The sequence below is a fragment of the Pseudomonas sp. ACN5 genome, assembly GCF_002303975.1.
GTDB lineage: Bacteria > Pseudomonadota > Gammaproteobacteria > Pseudomonadales > Pseudomonadaceae > Aquipseudomonas > Aquipseudomonas laurylsulfatiphila.
Genome location: NZ_MRCP01000009.1, coordinates 264,693 through 287,705 on the forward strand (window position 1 = coordinate 264,693; position 23,013 = coordinate 287,705).

15 protein-coding genes are annotated in these 23,013 nt (G+C 61.6%); 7 read left to right on the forward strand and 8 right to left on the reverse strand.

Annotation, left to right across the window (positions count from 1 at the left end):
• Positions 1-8: 8 nt before the first annotated feature.
• From BSF40_RS18670 to BSF40_RS18705, 6 genes are all read right to left on the reverse strand, one after another.
• Positions 9-1,085 carry a YCF48-related protein gene (locus BSF40_RS18670; RefSeq protein ID WP_095966189.1) on the reverse strand — a complete coding sequence of 359 codons (1,077 nt, stop codon included), beginning with the start codon at positions 1,083-1,085 and terminating at the stop codon, positions 9-11.
• 76 nt (positions 1,086-1,161) lie between these two features.
• Positions 1,162-2,523 carry a DUF1329 domain-containing protein gene (locus BSF40_RS18675; protein ID WP_095966190.1) on the reverse strand — a complete coding sequence of 454 codons (1,362 nt, stop codon included), beginning with the start codon at positions 2,521-2,523 and terminating at the stop codon, positions 1,162-1,164.
• Positions 2,524-2,554: 31 nt separating this feature from the next.
• The gene (locus tag BSF40_RS18680) at positions 2,555-4,384 is read right to left on the reverse strand and encodes a DUF1302 domain-containing protein (protein WP_095966191.1); all 1,830 of its coding nucleotides are present in this window, start codon (positions 4,382-4,384) and stop codon (positions 2,555-2,557) included.
• 63 nt (positions 4,385-4,447) lie between these two features.
• Positions 4,448-5,611 carry an acetyl-CoA acetyltransferase gene (locus BSF40_RS18685; RefSeq protein WP_095966192.1) on the reverse strand — a complete coding sequence of 388 codons (1,164 nt, stop codon included), beginning with the start codon at positions 5,609-5,611 and terminating at the stop codon, positions 4,448-4,450.
• Positions 5,612-6,668: 1,057 nt separating this feature from the next.
• Positions 6,669-9,329, reverse strand: coding sequence for a LuxR C-terminal-related transcriptional regulator (locus BSF40_RS18700; protein ID WP_095966195.1), 2,661 nt, complete (start codon positions 9,327-9,329; stop codon positions 6,669-6,671).
• Positions 9,330-9,366: 37 nt separating this feature from the next.
• Entirely contained in the window at positions 9,367-10,995 is a 1,629-nt protein-coding gene (locus tag BSF40_RS18705; RefSeq protein WP_095966225.1) for a 3-(methylthio)propionyl-CoA ligase, read from the reverse strand.
• 128 nt (positions 10,996-11,123) lie between these two features.
• Here BSF40_RS18705 and BSF40_RS18710 point away from each other — a divergent pair, with 128 nt between their 5' ends.
• The 4 genes from BSF40_RS18710 to BSF40_RS18725 all read left to right on the forward strand — a co-directional run bounded on the left by BSF40_RS18710 (position 11,124) and on the right by BSF40_RS18725 (position 16,529).
• The gene (locus tag BSF40_RS18710) at positions 11,124-12,155 is read left to right on the forward strand and encodes an AraC family transcriptional regulator (RefSeq protein WP_095966196.1); all 1,032 of its coding nucleotides are present in this window, start codon (positions 11,124-11,126) and stop codon (positions 12,153-12,155) included.
• Positions 12,156-12,366: 211 nt separating this feature from the next.
• Complete coding sequence (locus tag BSF40_RS18715; protein ID WP_095966197.1) at positions 12,367-13,275, forward strand: peptidyl-prolyl cis-trans isomerase; 909 nt, start codon at positions 12,367-12,369, stop codon at positions 13,273-13,275.
• Entirely contained in the window at positions 13,275-14,273 is a 999-nt protein-coding gene (locus tag BSF40_RS18720) for a HupE/UreJ family protein (protein WP_095966198.1), read from the forward strand. Before BSF40_RS18715 ends, BSF40_RS18720 begins: the two co-directional genes overlap by 1 nt.
• A gap of 39 nt (positions 14,274-14,312) precedes the next feature.
• A complete protein-coding gene (locus tag BSF40_RS18725; protein WP_095966199.1) occupies positions 14,313-16,529 on the forward strand; it encodes a DUF3604 domain-containing protein in 2,217 nt (738 codons plus the stop codon).
• A 90-nt stretch (positions 16,530-16,619) separates the two neighbouring features.
• Here the strand turns inward: BSF40_RS18725 and BSF40_RS18730 are convergent, their stop codons facing one another.
• Positions 16,620-18,521: a potassium transporter Kup gene (locus tag BSF40_RS18730; protein ID WP_095966200.1), complete on the reverse strand. Its 1,902-nt coding sequence runs from the start codon at positions 18,519-18,521 to the stop codon at positions 16,620-16,622.
• Positions 18,522-18,710: 189 nt separating this feature from the next.
• Positions 18,711-19,586 carry a LysR substrate-binding domain-containing protein gene (locus BSF40_RS18735; RefSeq protein ID WP_095966201.1) on the reverse strand — a complete coding sequence of 292 codons (876 nt, stop codon included), beginning with the start codon at positions 19,584-19,586 and terminating at the stop codon, positions 18,711-18,713.
• A gap of 123 nt (positions 19,587-19,709) precedes the next feature.
• Between BSF40_RS18735 and BSF40_RS18740 the strand changes: the two genes are divergently transcribed.
• The 3 genes from BSF40_RS18740 to BSF40_RS18750 all read left to right on the forward strand — a co-directional run bounded on the left by BSF40_RS18740 (position 19,710) and on the right by BSF40_RS18750 (position 22,919).
• Positions 19,710-20,060 (forward strand): RidA family protein, encoded by a 351-nt coding sequence (locus BSF40_RS18740; RefSeq protein ID WP_095966202.1) that lies wholly within the window; start codon positions 19,710-19,712, stop codon positions 20,058-20,060.
• A gap of 46 nt (positions 20,061-20,106) precedes the next feature.
• A complete protein-coding gene (locus BSF40_RS18745) occupies positions 20,107-21,498 on the forward strand; it encodes an FAD-dependent oxidoreductase (RefSeq protein WP_095966203.1) in 1,392 nt (463 codons plus the stop codon).
• Positions 21,499-21,752: 254 nt separating this feature from the next.
• Positions 21,753-22,919: a 2-aminoethylphosphonate--pyruvate transaminase gene (locus BSF40_RS18750; RefSeq protein WP_095966204.1), complete on the forward strand. Its 1,167-nt coding sequence runs from the start codon at positions 21,753-21,755 to the stop codon at positions 22,917-22,919.
• The last annotated feature ends 94 nt before the right edge of the window (positions 22,920-23,013 follow it).

Below are 23,013 nucleotides of genomic sequence, written 5' to 3' on the forward strand. Positions count from 1 at the left end.
AGGTGGGCTTATTCGAGAGGTAGCTGGCGAAGACCGCGGGCGCCGGCCAATACCAGTGCACCGGCCGTTGTCACTTGCGCCGCGGCCACCGGCGCCAGGCCGTTTTTCGCCTGCAGCTTGAAACTTGCGCCGTCGTCGTTGCTGACCAGTACATGGCCGGCCTGGCTCAACAGGATGATCCGGCCGTCTGCAGTGACCGTGCCGGCGGTGATGCTCAGGGGCAGGCCAAGCTCGACCTTGTTCCAGTGGGCGCCGCCATCGACGCTGCGGTAGGCGTTGCCGCGCAGGCCGAACACCAGCACCGCGCCGGGCTTGCCGACAATGCCGAAAAAACTGCCGTTGTAGGGCGTGGGGGTGGCCTTGAAACGCTCGCTGGCCGGGTCGAACTTGAGCACCAGGCCCTGCTCGCCGACAACGAACAGTGCGTTGCCGGCCGGGCGCAAGGCGTACAGGTTCAAGGCACTGGGGTTGTCGCTCCGGTCGAGCCATGGCGTCCAGCTGCGACCACCGTTGTCGGTACGGAAAATCAGGTTGAAGGCGCCGACGATGTAACCGACCTGGTCATTCTCGAACCACACATCGAGGAACGGCTTGTCGGCGCCCTCCTCGAACATGCGCTGGGCATCGGCCAACAAGCTTGCGACCGCCTCGTCGTCCGGCCGAGCCGCGGCCTGCTTGCGGTAATACGCGAGCAGGGTCGAGCCGACGTCGCGGCCATCGAATTGACGGCTCCAGCTTTCACCCGCGTCGCTGCTGTGCAACACCACACCGTCATGGCCGACGGCCCAGCCCTGGGACGGACTGGGGAAATGCACGGCCACCAGGTCAGAGCTGACCGGTACCCTGGCTTGACGCCATTGCAGGCCTGCATCGTCCGAATAGAAAATGTGGCCACGCTGGCCGACCGCGACCAGGCGCCCGCCGGCACTGGCCAGTCCCGTGAAAATGCCATGCAGCGCCTTGTCGGTCTGCATCGCCGGCCGGTCGAGGGTATCGGCGAAATCCGCCGCCACCACGGCACGGGTGAAAGGCAAGGCCAACGCGGCACCCAGTGCAATGAGCACTGTCCATCTGAATTTGTTCATCGCTGTTTCCCGGATAAAAAAAGCCACCGGAAGAGGTGTGGCCTCTCCCCGATGGCAAATACCACATGGAGCTCTGTCAGCGGATTCCGGCACCGGCCAGGGATTCCGGAGCCCACTGGGCCTTGGAGAGTGGCTCGATGTACTTCACACCACCGTACGGCCCGTACATCCCGGTAATGTTGTAGCTACCGGTGACGAAGTCGTAGAACATATGGTTGTCCGAGTTCGGCGCCTGCACGTCGTAGCTGTAGGCCATGTGTGCAAAGGCGCCGCGGTACAACTTGCCGCTGGCGTCGTATTCGTCCGAAGCCAGGGCAATCCAGCTGTCCTCATCGAGGTAGAAGGTGCGCTTGCTGTAGATGTGGCGCTTGCCCGGCTTCAGGGTCGCTTCCACGACCCACACGCGGTGCAGTTCCCAGCGCATCAGGTCGGGGTTGACGTGGTTGGGGGTGGTCACGTCTGCGGCCACCTTGTGGTAGTTCAACTTGTAGGTGTTGTAGGGGACGTACATTTCCTTCTTGCCCACCAGCTTGAAGTCGTAACGGTCCAGGGCACCGTTGAACACCCAGGAATCGTCATAGGTCGAACTGCCGGCCGACCCCGGGTTCGGCGTGTCGTAGGCGATGTCCGGCGCCAGCTTCACCCGGCGTTGTCCCGGCAGATACTGCCAGCCACGGCGGCCTTGCTTGAGCGGGTTGACCGCATCGACCACCAGGATGGCTTCACCGGCGCGGCGTGCCGGGCCCTGGTAATACAGCTTGGTCTTGAAGAACACGTCGCTCTCGTTGGCCGCCGTGGTACGGGCCGGGTCGTACAGCGGGTACTCGATGTAGGCGTTGCCGGTGGTGGCCAGGGTCGCCCTGCCCGAAGAATCGACGTTCCAGGAATCGTACTTGGAGTTCAGCGCAAAGCCCTGATAGCGCAGCAAGTGGTTCCACATGGCTTCATAGCCATCGGCAGGGATCGGGAACGGCACGCCGGGCAACGCATTGTCCAGGGCGACTCCACCCTCGGTGGTTTTGGTCCCGACCGCGTTTTTCGCCGTGTTATCCAGCAATCGCTGAGGCATGGCCACGGTACGGTGGGTCGGGTAGACATCGACGCGGAACGACGGGAAGCGCTTGAGCAGTTCCTGGGTCGAGGCTGTCATCTTGCCGGCATACTGGGCAGCATTACCGGCGTTGATCACCGTCAGCGGCTTTTCACTTTCGAAGGGGTCGGGGCGAAACGAGCTGCCCGCCTGGTAGCTGGCCGGCGCCTGGGTCAGGCCACCGGTATAGGCCGGGATGCTGCCGTCGGCATTGCCGGCCTTCTCGGCGCCGACGCCGGTCAATGTGCTGCCAAGCCGGGTGGCCTGGTCGGAAGATACGGCCGCGTCGGCGGCACCGGTCACCGCCAGCGCAAGGGCTGCGGCCAATACGGATTGGGCAAGTTTCATGGGGTCTCTCCTGTTGCCTGGCAACGTTCGATCAGATAGTCGTTTTGAAGGTGAAGGTGACCATGCCGCGATCCTTGAGCTGGGCCGATGTACCGCCAAAGGCTGTGGCCTGCCCCGGGGTGCAGTTGTACTGGCCATTGGCGCCGGGGGCGGCACCCTCTCCCTGGCTGCCGGCATTGCCGGCGCGGTCGCAGGTATCGAACGGACCGAAGTTGTCCACGTACTTCAGGTCGAAGCGATACTGGTTGTGCACGTCCATGCCAACGCCGATCGAATAGCTTCCGGAGTCTTCGTTGCCCCCCATCTGGACGGCGGAGTTGCCATTGAGGCCAACGTTGTAGGTGGCCGGCATGTAGAAATCGATGCCGGGAAAAACCTGATACCAGGTCGGGTTGAAATTGACGCCGATGACGTAGTTGTCCTTGCTGACCTTGTCCACGCCGCGGTACCAGTCCTCACCCTTGAACAGCTGCTTGTTGTCGGTCACGTCCAGCCAGCGGCTGTAGCCCAGTTCCACCAGCAGCGAGGCGCTGTCCCACACCGGTGTGTCGGCGAAGGTGGTCAGGCCATTGAGCACCGCATGCACGGTGTTGCCTCGGGCCACGCCGTTGTTGCCATCGAAACTGCCGATGAATCCGGGCAGACCGGCGGCGGCCGCGGCCGGGCTGACGGTGGCGGCGACACTGGCCAGCGGCATGTTCTCGCGGTAGTTGAGGTCGAAACCGACGCTGACCCCGGCGATGCTCTTGGACAGGCTGATGCCGTAGATATCGATATCATCGACGTAGAACTGGTTGTAGCTGCCGATGTTGCCCGAGATCAGCTGCGCCGGGCCGACAGCGGTCGGCTGCAGGACCAGGTTGGGCAGGATGTCCGAGGTGTTGCGGTAGTAGAAGCCCAGGGTCCCGTCCAGCCATTGCGGGCTCCACTTGGCCATCAGGCCGAAGTCGCCGTGATTGTCCGGGGTGAAGGTGTGGCCGTTGGTCAGCCGCAGGAACTCATTGGCGCCGATGGGGCCGGGAGCACCGAAGAGTGGGTTGCGGCCACCGATCAGCGACAGGTTGTGCCCGCCACTCTGGATGCCGTCGTTGAACCCCAGGTAGGTACCCGATTCCGGCAGGCGCGAGGCGTCCCAACCGAGGAAGTACTGGGCGCTCAGGGTCAGTTCCGGGCCAAAGGTCAGGCTGCTGGACAACTGGTTGCGCGGGATGAACAGTTCCTTGGCCTCGGTGCCCGGCACTGTCAGCCCCTTGGTGATGTCCAGGCCCGACTGGCCATAACTGTTGCCGTGGGCGAAGGCCAGGATACTTTCGCCCCAGTACTGGGTATGGCTGCCCAGCTTGGCGCTGAGCAGGGTTTCGTCACCGACCTCGGTGCTGCCAAACACGAAAGCATCGAGGATTTCCGCAGACGGTCCGTTGTAGTAACGGTCGGCATAACCGCTGATATGGCGTGAGTCCGGTACGCCGTTGTTCAGCTGGTTGGTCGAGGCGTTGGCACTGCCGACATTGTCATAGGCATGGTCGTACCAGCTGTTGGCACTGACGCGAAAGCCGGCCTTCTGCTTGTAGACCACGTCCAGTTCCGAGAGCACGTCCAGGCGCTGGGACACCGCACTGCCCGACGAGAAGTTGCGGTTGCCGTCATTGTTGTTCCAGCTGTTGGCCAGCTTGCTGTTGGCACTTTCCACGCGCTGGCCGTAGTTGAGCTTGAAGGTGTTGTCGAAACGCACCGACAGGTCTTCGTTGCCCGTATCGATTTCCAGGGCTTGCGCGGGCGCGATGCCCATCCCGGCCAGGATTGCGGTAGCCAAAAGCCCTCGACGCAGGTTTGCATGGCAGATCTTATTGTTGTTGTTCATCTAACGGGCTCACCTTCTCTGTGGTTCATGAAAACGCATTGAAACGGCACTGCGACGCTGTCCTTAGGTGCGCTGCAGGATGGTTACCGATACCGAACGACCCAGCGCCGTGTTGTGCGCAAGTGCCGTCCGGACTTCGTTGTCGTGCCTGGACGGCGCCGTGCCGCGCAACTGCCAGACCAATTCAGTGATTTGCGCCAGCCCCGTTGCTCCCGGGGCATGGCCGCGACCGAGCAATCCACCGGAGGCACAGACATCGACCGGGGTGCCGCGGCTGTTGCGCCGTTCGCGCACGAAGCCGTCGATACCTTCCTCCCGGCACAAACCCAGGGCGGCGCTGTACACCATGAAGTCGCCGACGCTCTGGTCATGCAGCTCCACGGCCTCGATCTCGTCGGCACCGATACCGGCGTGCTCATACGCCAGTTGTGCAACCCGCCGGGTCGTGGCGCGCCCCAGCACATCGAGCACGCAGCCGGACTCCTGCTCGGAGGCCAGGTCGCTACCGCGCACACAGGCCCTGACTGCCACACCACCGCGGGCGCCGTAGCGGACCAGAAAACCCGGGGTACACAGCAGCACCGCCGCCGCCCCGCTCGCTGGCGGGCAAAGGTAGCGAGCCCGCCAGCCATCGAGTGCCGTACAGCGGTTGAGCACGGCCATGGGGTTGAGCATGGCCTTGTTCCGGGCCTGGCTGAGGACCTGCTCGAAGCTGCTCTGGGCCACGCCCATGCGGGTCAGCAACCAACTGGTCTGGGCCGCGAACAGCGCGGCCGGATGCTCGCGCCGGGCAAAATGAGCCTGGCAGGCATCGGGCTGGCCAAGGCCGTCCCAGGCCTGCGGCGCGCTGTCGTCCAGACCAAAGAAGGCGCGATGGGTAACGTTCGACGGCATGCATTCAAAGCCCAGTGCCAATGCGCATTCGGCCTGACCGGACAACACGCTGTGACGCGCCAGCTGCAAGGCACTGCTGGCTGCCGAGCAGCCGTCCGCGAGGGAAAACACCGGGACACCGGTCAGGCCGATCTGGGCCAGGACCTGCTCAGTGCAACCGACTGCGCTGCTGACGCAGGCACTGAACACCTGGTCGACCAGGTCATAGTCAATGCGCGCATCGTCGAGCGCCCGGCGAATCGCCCTGCCCGCCAACGCAGCGACACTGTCGCCAGCGCCCAGCGGGACGAACGCAGACATGCCCACCCCCGCAATCAGCACGCTTTGACTCATACGCCTTACCTCGATAGTCGGCTGATGCCGATCCTCTCTTGTCTTCGAGCAACGCTCGGCAAGCGGCAATCCGCCGGGCCGGGTTGGTTCAAGTGAGGTCCAGACTATCGGTCAGGCGCGATCCAACCCCCCCATCGTCAGGGGGGGTGGAAGAACAAGGGGGGGAAGGTTCTTCAAGCATTTCCGGAGAACTGTAGGAGCCAGCCTGCTGGCGATGGACTCCAGTGCGCCGCGTTCATCCAGTTCACACGCGTTATCGTTAACGACCATCGCTGCGATGCGGCGACCCGACAAGCCAGCTCCCACAGGGGACCCTGCCCACGCTGAAAAACTGTAGGAGCCAGCCTGCTGGCGATGGACTCAAGCGCACCGCGTTCATCCAGTTCACACGCGTTATCGTTAACGACCATCGCAGGCAAGCCAGCTCCCACAGGGGACCCTGCCCACGCTGAAAAACTGTAGGAGCCAGCCTGCTGGCGATGGACTCCAGTGCGCCGCGTTCATCCAGATCCCACGCGTCATCGTTAACGACCATCGCTGGCAAGCCAGCTCCCACAGGGGAGCGTGTCCACGCTGAAGCTGTAGGAGCCAGCTTGCTGGCGATGGACTCCAGTGCGCCGCGTTCATCCAGGTCACACGCGTTATCGTTAACGACCATCGCAGGCAAGCCAGCTCCCACAGGGGACCCTGCCCACGCTGAAAAACTGTAGGAGCCAGCCTGCTGGCGATGGACTCAAATGCGCCGCGTTCATCCAGCTCACACGCGTTATCGTTAACGACCATCGCTGGCAAGCCAGCTCCCACAGGGGACCCTGCCCAGGCTGAAAAACTGTAGGAGCCAGCCTGCTGGCGATGGACTCAAGCGCACCGCGTTCCTCCAGTTCACGCGCGTTATCGTTAACGACCATCGCTGGCAAGCCAGCTCCCACAAGGGAACGTGCCCACGCTGAAGCTGTAGGAGCCAGCTTGCTGGCGATGGACTCAAGCGCGCCGCGTTCATCCAGCTCACATTGGCCGTGGCGGACCGGAAATAATGCGCGAGCAGAAGGACCAGGTTTCAGCTGGCTGGATCGAGGATGCCAAGCATGTAGGCACGATCCACCACATGCTTGCGGGTGCCGGCCTGGAACTTGCCGAACAGGTTCTTCAAATGCCATTTCACGGTTTCTTCACCGACATTCAGCGCCAGGGCGATCTGCTTGTTCGACAGGTTACGTGCGAGCAATTGCAAGACTTCGCGTTCCTTGGGTGTCAGCAACCGGCTGGGCGACACCGTGCTGGTCGCCAGTGGCGCCGGCGCGGGGGGTGGTGTGCCTTGCGCAGCGGCCGGGGGTACCTCGTGCCGGATCTGGCGCAACCATTTGAGCAATTGCGGGTGGGTGTCTTCGACAATCCTCCGCAGGCCGTTTTCCTCGGCCAGGCTGATCGCTTCACGCAGGCAGGCCAGGCCGTTGCCGCCCGACTCGTGGAGCGCCAATGCCTTGAGCAGTTTGATCTGCACGATTTCACGGCCGCGACGAATGCGCTCGGCTGTTTCACCGGCACGCTCCAACAGTTCCAGCATCCCTTGCCAGTCACGTTGCACATGGGCGATATAGGCCTTGGCCAGCATCACCATCAAGGCCAGTTCCGGCCCGAGCAAGCCTGTTTGTTCATGCGCGACCTGCGGCACCTGGGCATCGAGCCGGCGCCCCAATGCCAGGCAGGTATCGGCCCGGCCTTGCAGCGCGTGCAGGCGAATCTGCTCGGCCAGGGCGGCAATGCAGAAACGCGCAATGCCGCGCTCTTCACCGAGCACGAACAGCGCCTCGAGCAGGTCATAACCACGATGGCCCTGGCCCTGCAGGACCGCCAGGCGAGAGGCGGTGACAAAACCCAATACAATCGCATCCGGAGAAGCCAGGCGCTCGACCACGTCCAGACGGTTGGCCAGGACCGTGGCGGCTTCTTGCAACTGATCGCGCTCGAGCAACACTGTAGCCAGTCCGCTGGCCAACATCACCGCCACCGGACTGCGTCGGCCAATGTCCTGTTCGGCGCGAGCCAGGCTGTCGCGCAGCGCTCTTTCGGCCGGCACGAGGCGACCTTCGCTGACATAGCTGAGGCCCACCACCCATTCGCCAAAACCGCGGATGGCGTCCAGGCCTGAGCTCCAGGCATACAAGGGTGCCCGCTGAAAGATCCGTCGAGCTTTTTCCGGTTGGCCCTGAAACAGGGTCAGGCGCGCGATCTGGTTGGCGAAGACTGCCTGTAACTTGATCTCGCCAGTCGGCAAGGCGTCCACCCAAGGGGTCACCAGCGCCAGCGATTCGTCCGGCCGGTCGGCAAAATAGGCGGCGGTGGCAACAATCATCGCTGCTTCGCAACGCGTGCTGTCATCGATCGCCGGGTCCTGACGCAGACCGGCGACCAGGCGCACTGCTTCCTCATGCCGATCGCTCATGGCCAGGGACCAGGCGGCCGCCAGGCACATGCGCGAGCGCGATTCGACCTCCTGCGCCGGCAGCTCCTCCACCCATTCCAGAACCCGGCTGAACTGCCCGCGCAACATGATTTCGTACAGGCATTGCTCGATCATCTGATAGGCCTGGCGGGTGCGCCCGGCCAACAGATAATGACGAGCCGCCTGCTCCAGGAATTCATGGGCCTCGAGCCAACTGGCCGCCCGCTCATGCAGGTCCAGGCGTCGGGTCTCGGGCAGACTGGCAAAGCGCCCCAGCAGGAACTCCCGGGCCAGCGGGTGGATACGCACCCATTCACTGTCCACGCTTTCGACAAAAATCGGCGTTGCCACGCACAGCTCCTGCAAGCGCAAACCGGCCTGCTCGTCGCCGCTCAAGGCGATGCACAGGGACGGATGCAACACCTCCAGCAGCGCAATGCTGATCAGAAATTCAATCTGTTCGGCAGGCAGGTGGGCGATCAGGGTGTCGACAAAATAGCGTCGTATATCACCGGTCCCTGCCGACAGCTCTTCGACCGCCGCGACCACGCTCGGGCTTTTTTCGATGGAAGCGATCGCCAGTTGCAGGCCCAGTGACCAGCCCTCGGTGGCTTCGTGCAAGCGCACGCACAGGTCCGGATCGATACGATGGCCGAAGCGGCTGCTGAGGATCGCCACGGTTTCCTCCACCCGCAGGCGCAAGGCGTCCGCGCCGATGACGACATAGAAGCCGCGGGCCTGCAGGTCGGCCACCTGCAGGTTCAGGCGCCCACGGGAGGCCATGATGATGCGCAGGTTGGCCGGGGCATTGTGCAGCAGGTAGGCCAGGCAATGACGCACAGTGGTTTCGGGTAGCCGGTCGGCTTCGTCGAGCATCAGCACGATTTCGCCCCCCAGGTCCGCGACCTCGGCCAACCAGTCGGTCAGCCCTTCCATCTCGTCGCGGCCGGGTCCGGGCATGCGCTCCAGGAAACCGGCAAAGGTTGCCCGTCCACTGCCTATGGCCATGGCCGCGGACAGTCCCCCGGCGAATCGAACGCCATCGTCATGTTCATCGAGCGTCAACCAGGCCACCACCGCCCCACGGGAAAGAAACTCCCGGCGCCACTGGGCCAGCAGAAACGTCTTGCCGAACCCCGCCGGGCCTTGCACGGCAACGGCCATTTTGTCCGCCAGGGCCGCGGAGTCGATGCTCAGCCGCTCACGCATGTGAGCGGTTTTCTGACTTCGCGGTGGCGTGGTCTTGAGGACCAGTTCCGGTGCAATGCGATCCATGGGGGGCCCTTTGGACTGGGGTACAAAGTATCGCTGGTTATAAACGATAGTCCCGGAACTGTTCGCGCAATTTCATTTTTTGCACTTTACCCGTTGCGGTATAGGGCAGTGCCTCGACGAAAGCCACCGCGTCGGGCAGCCACCACTTGGCCACGTGGTTCTGTAAAAAGCCGAGCAACTCGTCCCGCGTCGCCAACATGCCCTGCTTGAGCACCACCACCAGCAACGGCCGTTCCTGCCATTTGGGGTGGGGCACGCCGATGACTGCTGCTTCGGCCACCGCCGGGTGGCCGCAGGCGGCGTTTTCCAGGTCTATGGAGGAAATCCATTCACCGCCGGACTTGATCACATCCTTGGCCCGATCGGTGATCTGCATGTAGCCATCCGGATCGATGGTTGCGATATCGCCAGTGACCAGCCAACCCTGTTCATCGAGCAGGTCCCCGCCCTCGCCCCGGTAATACTGGCTGGCGATCCACGGCCCCTTGACCCGCAAATGGCCGGACGCCTGGCCGTCACGGGGCAGCTCGGCACCGTCTGCATCGACGATTTTGATCCTTACCCCGAACAACACCCGGCCCTGCTTGGCTTGCAGGTCGATGCGCTCGTCGAGCGAGGCGTCGCGGTGCTTGGGCAAGGCATTGCACACCGTGCCCAAAGGCGACATCTCGGTCATCCCCCAGGCTTGCAGCACCCGGGCGGCAAAACGAGTCTCGAAGGTTTCCACCAGACTGCGCGGCGCTGCGGCCCCACCCATCACGACCCGGTTCAGGCACAGGTCCGCGGTCGGCATCAGCCCGGCGTTATGCACATGCTGCTGCAGGCTCATCCACACCGTGGGCACGCCCAGGGCCAGGGTGACTCTTTCGCGCTGCATCAGGTCATACAGGCTGGCCCCGTCGAGGTCCGCGCCGGGCAGGACCAGGCGCGCGCCGCACATCGCCGCCGAATAGGGCATGCCCCAGGCGTTGACGTGGAACATGGGCACCACCAGCAGCGCCGTATCGGCCGAGGACAGGTTGAACCCGTCCGACGTGCAGGTGGCCATCGAATGCAGCAAGGTCGAGCGATGGGAGTACAACACCCCTTTCGGATTTCCGGTGGTGCCCGAGGTGTAGCACAGGGAGGCCGCCACGCGTTCATCCAGGCAGGGCCAGGCGAAGGTCTCGGGTTCATCGCCGATCAGGTCTTCGTAACACAGCAGGTTGGGCACGACGATGGGCGGCATCTGGCTGCGCTCGGCCAGCGCGACGAACGCCTTGACCGTGGTCAGTCGCGGCGCAAGCTGCTCGATCAGGGCCGCGAACGACAGGTCGAAAAACAGGTACTGGTCTTCGGCATGGTTGGCGATGAACTCGATCTGCTCGGCAAACAGCCGCGGGTTGATGGTGTGCAATACCGCGCCCATGCCCGAGACGCCATAGAACATTTCCATGTGCCGGTAGCCGTTCCAGGCCAGGGTGCCGACCCGCTCGCCGGGCTGCACGCCGAGGTTTGTCAGGGCATTGGCCAGTTGTCTGGCACGCCGGCCGATGTCGGCGTACGTGCAGTGATGCAGCGTGCCGTCCTGCAGGCGCGAGGCTATCTCGACCTGGGGGTGCGAGCACACCGCGTGCTCCAGTACCGAAGAAATGAGTAAGGGGTGATCCTGCATCAGACCCAGCATGGCAATCGCTCCGTTGTGGTTTTTGTAAGGTTCGGGCGGTTGTATTCTGCGCAGGCGCCGGGCATTTATTTGATAAAACACGCCAATCATTTGATACTTCGCGCCATTCATCCTCAAAGGCGTGCGCCATGGATACTCATCTCATTCGCAGCATGTGCCTGTACGGTGCCCGCGAACTGATCGCCGATCTGCACGGCGACCCTTGGCGAGTGGCCCATGGGGCATCGATTGCCCCGCAGTCGCTGGACCAGCTGGACGTCCTCCTGCCGGTGCCAAAGGTGGTGCATTTTCTCGACCTGGCCGCCCGGGAAACCGGTCGCGAGGACTTCGGGTTGCTGCTGGCACAGAAGCAAGGGATGGGCGTATTGGGCAGTGCGCTGCTCGACATCGTCAGCGAAGCGACCACGGTGGGCGACTGGCTCGAACGCCTGTCACGCTACTTCCACGTGCTGATGTCCGGTGCCCTGGTGCACCTGGAGCAACACGCACTGGGGATGACCGTGCACTACGAAGTGACCGCGACGGCCGGAATCGACGAAACCCAGTCCGTCCACCTGGGCCTGGCCCTGCTCGCGCGCAAACTGCGCGGCGCGCTGTATCCGCAGTGGTCGCCCGAACGCGTGATGCTGCGTTGCCGGGAACCCCATAGCCGCGCCAGCTACACACGGGTGTTCGGCCAGAACCTGTTCTTCAATCAGGAGTGCAACGGCATGCTGCTCAGCCACCAGGTGCTGGCACATCCACTGAGCGAGCAACAGCCCTTCTCCCGCCCCGCCCTGCTTGACTACCAGCGGGAAAACCAACAGCGACGCAACCGTAGCCCGGCCTCGGCAACCGAAGACTCGGTGCGCAAACTGCTGTCCAGCAGTGGCGCGCCCCTGGACGCCGTCGCCCTTAATCAGCTGCAGAGCCGCCGCACCCTGCAACGCAGGCTGGCCGGTAGCGGCACCACCTTCCAGGCCATCAAGCAGCAGACCAAGCTGGACCTGGCCCGCAAATACCTGAGCCAGACCGACTTGAAGCTTTCACAGATCGCCGAGGTGCTGGGTTTTTCCAGTCTGAGTGCGTTCAGCCGTTTTTTCCACAACGCCCAGGGCTGCGCGCCCAAAGCCTACCGGGCGCAGGCTGCGGGCACGAACCCGCGGTTCATTTCGCCTTAGACTCGATGATCGCCAGCAGTCCTTTCATGACAGGAACGCTCCGTCCCGGGCTATATCGGCGCAAGACTGCACGGCCCCGGGAAACGGGTTAATTCGATTGCGACTAATGCTTAGTGCTTATCGTGATTAACCTCGCTGGAAAGTTCCGGCCCAGCAGCAATACTCCACTCTGTTTCGAAAACCATTCGAGAATAGCGTGGGGCAATGAGTCATGAACTTGAGCGTCTGCGAAGCGAAAGAATCTCGACTTTCGTTAATCAAGCGATGCCTGCGCCAGCCGTTACTGCACTTTTTAGTTGCCGGTTTTGCACTCTTCGTCCTGTACGGAGGTTTGCACCGTTCAACGGTCAATCAAGATCCGCAACGCATCGAAATTACCCCTGAAGTTGTTCAGCGGATCGCGATTTCCTGGCTGGCACGATGGCAACGCCCCGCCTCGGAGCAACAGTTGCAGGCCCTGATCGATGACTATGTGAAAGAGGAAATCCTCTATCGCGAAGCACTGAAACTTGGCCTGGACAAAGACGACACCATCATTCGCCGCCGACTGGCGCAAAAAATGGATTTCCTCGCCGAAGATGTCGCCTCACTTCGCGAACCGGCCCCCGGTGTACTGGAGGCCTGGTACAACCAGCATCAGGACCAATATGCCCCGCCCCCCCTGGCGACCTTCCATCATGTGTTCTTCGCCCTGGACAAACGCGGCGTGCAGGCGCAGGCCCAGGCTCAAGCCGCGCTGAGGGGGCTGACTGACAGCAACAGCGCTGAAGGCGATGCGTTCATGTTTAAAAGCGCCTACACAGAGCAATCACAGGATCAAGTGGCGCGGGTCTTTGGTTCTAAGTTCGCACTTTCGTTGTTCCAGCAAACGCCGGGACGTTGGGTGGGGCCTGTGGAGTCAGGTTTTGGCTGGCATCTGGTGTGGATCGATACGCTGGCCAAACCACCGGCACCGGCTTTCGAAACCGTGGCCCAGCAGGTCAAGTCCGATTGGTTGTCCGAGCAACGCAGCGAATCGAAACGCGCGAATTTCGATGCACTCAAAGCACGCTATGAAGTCGTGGTGGTGATGCCGGCTGCCGCCGCTGACGTTGCCGCTATCCAGACGGAGCAGCCGTGATGAGGCACAGGGTCTGGCTGTTGTTGCTGCTCGGGTGCATGGGGCTGAGCGCCATGGCCCATGAGTCGCGCCCCGCGTACCTGGAACTCAACGAAACGGCTGCCGGGCGCTATGACGTACTGTGGCGCACGCCGGTGCTGTCAGGCATGCGCTTGCCGATTGCGCTGCGGTTCGCCGAAGGTGTGCGCACTGTCGTTGATCCGGTGGAAAGCCAACTGAACGACTCGTTGATCGAGCGCCGGGTCATTGAAGCCGGTCCCGCCGGCCTGGTCGGGCAGCGCATCGAGTTTGTCGGTCTGCAAGCGAGCATCACCGATGTGCTGGTGCGTGTCGCGCGCCTGGACGGCAGCCTGACCACCACCCTCGTCCACCCCGCGCAACCCTGGATGGAAATCGCTGCCACGCCGGGAATGTTCTCGGTGGCCGGTGCGTTTCTGGTCCATGGCATCCAGCACATCCTGGGGGGCTTCGATCACTTGCTGTTCGTCTTCGGTCTCCTGCTGCTGGTGGGTAATGGCTGGATGCTGGTGAAGACCATCACCGCGTTCACCCTCGCCCACTCCATTACCCTGGCGCTCGCAGCATTGGGGGCGGTGCAGCTTCCCGGCCCGCCTGTGGAGGCGACGATTGCCCTGAGCATCCTGTTGCTGGCGGTGGAAATCGTCCGCAAGAACCGTGGCGACGTCAGCTTCACCATCCAATGGCCATGGGTGGTGGCGTTCTGTTTTGGCCTGTTGCACGGCTTTGGTTTTGCCGGTGCGCTGGCGCAGATCGGCTTGCCCCAGCGCGACCTGCCGCTGGCGCTGTTCACCTTCAATGTCGGCGTCGAGATCGGCCAGTTGCTGTTCGTCGCCGCCGTGCTGAGCCTGCGAGCGCTGTTGCTGCGTTGTCGGCTGCCACGGTCCGCGCTGCTGTATGCCAGACCGGTTGCGGCTTACGGCTTGGGAACCCTGGCGGCCTTCTGGTTTTTCGAACGAGTCTCGAGTTTCTGGGCCTGAACTTCACCCTGTCACTGCCGTATTCCGGAGACGTGGAATATGAAAATCCCTACACACCTCACCGCGCCGTCACTGCTCGGTTATGCCGTGCTCACTGTCAGCTCATTGGCATTGGCAGAGGGCAATCCGGACCGCGAGGTTTACTTTGGCCAGACGCACTCGCACAGCTCCTGGTCGATCGATGCCTACCTGATCGGCAACCATCAGGTCGATCCCGAGCAAGCCTACCAATACTCGCTTGGCATGCCGGTCAAGCACCCGATGGGGTTTGAAGTGCAGCTCAAAGGCCGACCGCTGGATTTCCATGGCGTGACCGATCACTCGGAATACGTGGGCGTGATCGCCCTGGCCAACGATCCGAAGTCTGACTTCAGCAAACTGCCCATCGCGCAAAAACTGATGGTCAAGACTCCGGAAGATTTCAACCGGGTGTTCAAATGGATCGCCGGCAGCTTGAACAATCCCATCAAGGAACTGATTGATCCGAAGGTGGCCGGCAACATCTGGCAGCAGAACATCGCCATCGCCGACAAGTACTACAAGCCCGGCAAGTTCACCACCTTCGTCGCCTATGAATGGACCTCGGCACCGAACAATCAGAACATGCACCGCAACGTGTTTTTCCGCGACTCGAAGAAGGTGCCGGACCTGCCCTTCACGGCCCTCGACTCGAACAAACCCGAGGACTTGTGGAGCTGGATGGACGATCAACGGAAAAAGGGCAATGAAATACTGGCGATCTCCCACAATGCCAACCTCAGCAACGGCCTGATGTTTCCGGTGGACGTCGATGACCGTGGCCGGCCCATTGATGCCGCCTGGGCGCAAGCGCGGATGCGCAATGAATCCCTCACCGAAATTCACCAGGTCAAGGGCACTTCCGAAACCCACCCCGAACTGTCGCCAACCGACGAATTTGCCAACTACGAAATCATGAGTTTCCTGCTTGGCATCGACAACAGTACGTCGAAAATCAATGGCAGCTACATCAGGCAGGCTTGGCAAAATGGCATGGCCATGCAGGAAACCCGTGGGTACAACCCCTATAAAATGGGCGTAGTCGGTGCCAGCGACTCGCACAACGGAGTGATTCCCTATTTGCAGAGCAACAACTTCGGCTCCCACGGATTTACCGACAGCACCCCGGCCGCGCGCCTCTCTGGCAAAGACAACTCGGGCATGGTCGCTTTGCAAACCAGCACCTCCGGCCTGGCCGGCGTCTGGGCCGAAGAAAACACCCGTGAATCGATCTTCGATGCCATGAAGCGTAAAGAGGTCTACGGCACCAGCGGCGTGCGCATCCCCGTGCGCATGTTTGGTGGCTGGGGCTTCGACAACAGTCTGTGGAACGAAAAAGACTGGGTGCATGCCGCCTACGCCAAGGGCGTTCCCATGGGCGGCGACTTGCCGGCAAAACCGGGTAAGCAGGCACCGTCCTTCGTCGTATGGGCAGTCAAGGATGCCGACGATGGCAACCTCGACCGAATCCAGATCATCAAGGGCTGGACCAAAAACGGCCAGACCTTCGAGAAGGTCTACGACGTCGCCTGGGCCGGTGATCGCCAACCGGATCCGGTCACCGGCAAAGTCCCTGCGGTGGGCTCAACCGTCGATGTTTCCAAGGCGACCTACACCAATACCATTGGTGCCACCGAGCTGAAAAAAGTCTGGGTCGATCCGGACTTCGATCCGGCCCAGCACGCGTTCTACTACGCCCGCGCGCTACAGATCCCGACCCCGCGCTGGAGCACCTATGACGCGGCCAAGCTGCAAGTACCGCCACCGGCCGACGTCTCGCCCACCGTCCAGGAGCGCGCGTGGACCTCACCGATCTGGTACACGCCGACAGCCGAGGACAGCAAGACTGTCGCTGGCGGCAAAACCATCGATCAACTGAAAACCGAAGGCGCCAAAGCGCTGACCAACGAGCAGTTGCAAACCTTCGTGGTGGGCAAAACCATCAAGGTGCGCAATACCGTCACCGGCCAGACATTCGAAATCGTCTATGGCACCGACGGCCAACGCCTGGTCGCCAGCGTCGATGGCAAGGCGCCCGCCGAGGGGGAATACCTGAACATGCTGCACGGCGGTCAGTTCGGCGTACCGGCCAAGTATGAAATCAAGGACGGGCATCTAGTGACAACACTCGGCGGCACACCTTTCGAGGCCACGGTGTTCGAGCAGAACGGCAAGTACGTGGCGGCTCGCAGCAACGAGTTCGGTTATGTGAATTATGAGGTTGAAACGGTCAAGTAGCGCGCAGGCCGGCACCGATGTTCTGCATCCATCGGTGCCGGCAGATTGACGCGAAAGGACCGCAGACCCAAAAGGCCACTCGATGACTCTTTACATCTCAACCTGTGTGCCCAGTTCAATTACCCGATTCAATGGCAATTTGAAGTACTTCAGATTGCTATTGGCGTTTTTCAGCAAAAATGCGAACAGGCTTTCTCGCCAACGGACCATACCGATGCGCTTGGTCGGGATCACCGTTTCCCGGCTGAGGAAATAGGTCGTGCGCATCGGACTGAAGTCCAGTTCGGTCAAGTGACAGAGACTCAACGCCAAGGGCACATCGGGCTCCTCGATAAAACCAAAGTGCAGACTGACCCGGAAGAACCCTTCACCATAGGCCTCAACCTCGAACCGCCGATCAGCACTCACGCGAGGGCTGTCTTCAGACACGACTGTCAGCAATACCACTTGCTCATGCAAAACCTGGTTATGCAGCAGGTTGTGCAGCAGCGCATGAGGAACAGCATCGGTTCTGGCCGTCAAAAACACCGCCGTGCCTTGTACGCGATGGGGCGGTTGCGTACGGATGCTGCTGATGAACAGCGGTAGTGGCAGCGCCGTTTCATCCAGCCGCTCGACGATAATCTTTCTGCCGCGCTTCCAGGTCGTCATCAAAATGAACAGACCAATACCGGCAATCACCGGGAACGCACCGCCCTGGAAAATCTTCGGCGCATTGGCCGCGAAATACAGACTGTCTACGAGCAAGAAGCCGAGCAGCATGGGAATGGCCAGCCAGCGCGGGGTTTTCCATAGGAGCAGGACGACTGCCGAAGACAGGATCGTTGTGATCAGCATGGTCCCGGTCACTGCGACGCCATAGGCTGCGGCCAATGCACTGGACGACTCGAAACCGATGACCAGCAGGACAACACCGACCATCAATGCCCAGTTAACCGTGCCGATGTAAATCTGCCCCTGCTCCTGACTGGAGGTGTGCTGGATAAACATGCGCGGGATATATCCCAACTGAATGGCCTGGCGAGTCAGGGAGAAAGCGCCGGAAATCACGGCTTGTGAAGCGATGATGGTGGCCAGGGTGGAGAGCGCGACCATCGGCAGCAGTGCCCAGTCAGGCGCCAGCAAATAGAACGGGTTACGCACAGCCTCCGGGTTTCCCAGGATCAACGCGCCCTGGCCAAAGTAATTGAGCGCCAAACCGGGCAGTACGAGCATGAACCATGCACGGGAAATCGGCTTTCGACCAAAGTGCCCCATGTCGGCATACAGTGCTTCAGCACCGGTCAATGCCAACACGACAGCCCCCAGAATCGCCACACCGATGCCCGGATGAACCACGAAGAACTGCACTGCCCAGGCAGGGTTGAGCGCTTGCAACACTTCCGGGCGCTGCAAGATCCCGTAGATTCCCAGCGCACCCAACACCACAAACCACAGCACCATGACCGGACCAAACAGGATGCCGATTCGAGCCGTGCCATGTTTTTGTATCAAGAACAGCGCCACCAGCACGATCACTGACAAGGGCACAACCCAGTGCTCGATCCCGTCAAACGCCAGCTGTAGTCCTTCAACCGCAGAGAGCACCGAAATAGCCGGGGTAATCATGCTGTCCCCGTAAAAAAGTGCCGCACCAAACAGGCCGAGCAGTACCAGTACCTTGCTCATGTACGGATAAGGTGCTGCCGCGCGGCGGGCTAACGCCGTCAACGCCATGATGCCGCCTTCGCCCTGATTGTCGGCTCGCAGGATGAACAACACGTACTTGATCGAGACCACCCAGATCAGCGACCAGAAGATCAACGACAGAATGCCAAGCACCCCGTCGTGATTGACCTGAACCCCATAGTGGCCGGAAAAGACTTCTTTGAGCGTGTAGAGGGGGCTCGTGCCGATGTCCCCGTAAACCACACCAACGGCGGCGACGAGCAAGCCCGCGCCAGACGTTTTGGATTGGGAATCTGTTTGCGCGCTGATTACATTTTCACTCAAGGGTCGCTTCTCTCAAATTGCGGGGGAGACAGTGCACGCCATCCTTGGGCAATCCGGTGCCAGCGTCATTGGAAATGCAGGCGCATGGATGGTCTGAAAAATCGCGGCCAGTATCGTTGGGGGCAAAACCGCCTACCGTAAAAAAAGCGTAAAAATTTATACGGCAGCCTCCAAACGTTCTGATAAACCTCACCCGTCCAGGCCTTCTCGAACCATGTCGAGAAAGGTCGTCAAGATACGCCGCGAGCTCTGCGCGCGCAGGCACACCAGTGTCTCGGTGAAGTGCCGCTGACAGTCAATGATCGGCAAGCCGCGAACCCGTGAATCCGAGCCCAGTTCGGCTGCCGAGACGACCCCGACGCCCATGCCGATTGCCACCGCCTCGCGCGCGGCTTCACGCCCCTCCACTTCGATGGCCTTGCGGATATGCAGGCCCGCCGCTGCCATCTCCTCCTCCAGGGATAAGCGCGTGACCGAGCCCTGCTCGCGCAGGACCATGGGCGTGTCGTGCAGGTCGGCCAGGCAGATGGACGCTCGTTGCGCCCAGGGGTGGTCATGGGCGACGAAGGCCAGCATGGGATCGCTGCGCAGATGCAGCGACATCAAGCGGTCATCTTCGACGCTGCGCCCCAGCAGGGCAATGTCGGCCTGGTGACTGAACAACCGCTGCAGGACCTCATCGGTATTGGCGGTTTCGATCTTCACATCGATACCGGGGTAACGGCTGCAGAAGCGTGAGACATAGGGCAGGACGTGCACCGGCGCATCCACGGCAAGGTTCAGGGTCCCGGTCGACAGGGTGCGGTAGTCCGTGAGCATGTCGTGGGCATCGACACTGATATCGAACAGGCGCTGGGTCAGGCCGAACAGCCGCTCGCCCACCTCCGTCAGGCGCACCAGGCGCTTGTCGCGGTAGAACACCATCACCCCGTAATAATCCTCGAGCTTGCGCACCTGGTCGGATACCGCAGGTTGCGACAGGCAGAGTTGCTCGGCCGCCCGGGTGAAGCTGCCATTCATGGCGACGGCGTGAAACGCCTTGAGTTGGGTATGGGAAATCGTCATTGGCGCACCTTGCTATAGGTTCAACTTATTCATTCATACGATAAATCGATTTTATTTATGAACAGTGAACTGCAAGCATGATTTTCACAAGTGCCGTCCCTCGTATCCCTCCAGGAATGCCCTATGGAAATTGAACGTTTCGCTGTGACAAAACGCCGTTCGGACATGGTCCGGTATGACAACCATCTCTATATCGGTGGCCAGGTCGCCACGGACCTGCAGGGTGATATCCAGGCGCAGACCCGCGAGGTGTTGGCCGCTGTCGAGCAGCTTTTGCTCAGTGCCGGCAGCTGCCGCGAGCGGGTGCTTTCGGTGCGCATCCTGCTCGCCCATCGCGAAGACTATGAAGGGCTGAACCGGGTCTGGGACGAGTTTTTCCCTGAAGGCCATGCCCCCACACGCGCTTGCACCCTGGCGCAGCTGATCGACCCCGGTTGGCGCGTGGAAATGATCGTGGTCGCCGCGTGCGGCTGATTGCGTCCAAAACCCTGCCTCGAACCGATCCAACGGAGATGACCCCATGCGCCCCTACTGGCTGGACCAGGCCCTGAAAAATCAACCCGCCGCGCCCTGCCCTGCGCTGCAACAGAACACCCGCGCCGACGTCTGCATCGTCGGCGGTGGCTATACCGGTCTGTGGACCGCCATCATGCTCAAGGAACAGAATCCCGAGCTGGACGTGGTGATCGTCGAAGCCGACATCTGCGGTGCCGGTGCCAGTGGGCGCAATGGCGGCTGTGCGCTGTCATGGTCGGCCAAGTACTTCACCCTCGAGCGCTTGTTCGGCGTCAAGGAGGCGATACGCCTGGTCAAGGAGTCGGAGCAGAGCATCTACGCCATCGGCACCTTTTGCGAAAAGTACGCGGTGGATGCCGATTACCGTCTCGACGGCACGCTCTACACGGCGACCAACCGCGCCCAGGTCGGCTCGACCGACGGGGTGATCGCGGCACTGGAGCGCCATGGCATCAACTCTTTCGCCAAATGTGCGCTACCTGACGTGCAACGCATGGCCGGCTCCGCCCGGCACATCGAGGGCTGGTTCTCGCCGGCGGCTGCCAGTGTGCAGCCGGGCAAGCTGGTCCGTGGGCTGCGCCGGGTGGCACTGGAACTGGGCGTACGGATTTTCGAGGGCACGCCGATGACCGGCCTGGAAGAAGGCATGCCCGCCAGCGTCAATACGCCGAACGGCAAAGTGACCTGCGACCGGGTCGTGCTGGCGATGAACGCCTGGATGGCCCGTGCCTTTCCACAGTTCTCGCGTTCGGTGGCCATTGTCTCCAGCGACATGATCATCACCGAGCCGCGACCGGACTTGCTCGAGCGGATCGGCCTGACCAGCGGAGTCACCGTGCTCGACTCGCGGATTTTCGTGCACTATTACCACAACACCCCGGACGGCCGGATCATGCTCGGCAAAGGGGGGAACACCTTTGCCTACGGCGGTCGTATCCTGCCGGTTTTCGACCAGCCATCGCCCTACGCAGGGCTGTTGCGCAACACGCTGACGGAGTTCTTTCCGGACTTTGCCGACGTCGGTATCGCCGCTACCTGGAACGGCCCCTCCGATCGCTCGGTCACCGGCCTGCCTTTCTTCGGCCGCATGGGCGCGAGCGGCAACGTCTTCTATGGCTTCGGCTATTCCGGCAGCGGCGTGGGTCCGTGCCATATGGGTGGGCAGATCCTGTCGTCACTGGTGCTCGGGGTGGACAACCCCTGGACGCGCTCGCCGCTGGTGCAAGGTCCGCTTGGGCATTTTCCGCCGGAGCCGGTGCGCTACCTGGGCTCATTGATGGTGCGTAACGCCATTCGCCGCAAGGAGCATGCTGAAGACCACAACCGACCTCCCCGTCGACTTGACGTGCGCCTGGCGAAATTCGCGGCGGCCGCCGGCAAGGCGGACAAGGGATAAGCGCCCCCGCCCAGAAGCGAAATTTCACGCTAACGAACAGAAAACCCCGCCTGGTTATTCACCGCGCGGGGTCTTTCTGCTGCCTTTGAATGCCTGCTGCTGATGAACCCTCCAGGCTCAGGCCACGTGCCACCTCAGTTATAAGCTCAGCTTGTTTGTGACATGTGATAAATCGATTTCAGTTATTTCTTGCCAAATGTTTTTATCAACCCATGCATCACTCCCCCACAAAAACAACACCGCCGGAGAAGATCATGACCAAAGCCGAATTCCCGACTACCCAGCCACTGGCAACCCCAGCCCTGGGTGAACCCTACCTGCTGACCCCGGGCCCACTGACCACTTCCAAAGCCACCAAGGAAGCCATGCTGCGCGACTGGGGATCATGGGACGGTGCCTTCAATCAGGTCACCGCTGAAGTTCGCCAGAAATTGCTGAGCATGGCCGGCGTAGAGGATGACAGCTTCGCCTGTGTGCCACTGCAAGGCAGCGGCAGCTACTCGGTCGAGGCCGCCTTGGCCACCGCCATCCCCCGTGACGGCAAGGCCCTGGTGCTGATGAACGGCGCCTACGGCCAGCGCGCCACCAAGACCCTGGAATACCTCGGTCGTGCGTTCATTACCCTGGACAAGGGCGATTACCTGCCGCCCCAGCCCGAAGAAGTGGACGCCCTGCTCAAGGCCAACCCTGACATCACCAACGTCTTCGTCGTCCATTGCGAAACCAGCTCCGGCATCCTCAACCCGCTGCGTGAAATCGCCGATGTCGTGAAGGCCCACGGCAAGAGCCTGATCATCGATGCCATGAGTTCCTTCGGTGCCGTGCCGCTGACGGTAAACGAAATAGCCTTCGACGTGGTGGTGTCCTCCGCCAACAAGTGTATCGAGGGTATCCCGGGCTTCGGTTTCGTGATCATCCGCCGTTCCGTGCTGGAAGCCGCCAAAGGCCGCGCCAACTCGCTGTCCCTCGATCTCTTCGAGCAATGGGCCTACATGGAACGCACCGGCCAATGGCGCTTCACACCACCGACCCACAGTGTGGTGGCGTTCCACAAGGCACTGGAACAGCACAGCGACGAAGGTGGCGTGCACGGCCGGTTGGCGCGCTACACCCGCAACCGCGACGTGCTGGTTGCCGGCATGCGCGAACTGGGCTTCAAGACGCTGCTGGAAGACCGTTGGCTGTCGCCGATCATCACCACGTTCTTCAGCCCTGAACATCCCAACTTCGATTTCACGCGTTTCTATGAAGAACTCAAGGCCCGGCAGTTCATCATCTACCCCGGCAAGCTGACCGTGGCCGAGAGTTTCCGCATCGGCTGCATCGGCCAGATCGACGAATACATCGTCCACCAGTTGCTCCGCGCAATCGCGGACAGCCTGGTCGCCATGGACGTGGACATGCTCAAGCCCGCGGCCTGATCGACCCTTTTCAAGGTCTCTGCCGATTCGAGCGAAGGTGCAATGGGTAGCACCTTTGGGCAGGGATCTTTTTTTAAACCATGGATTCGATGAC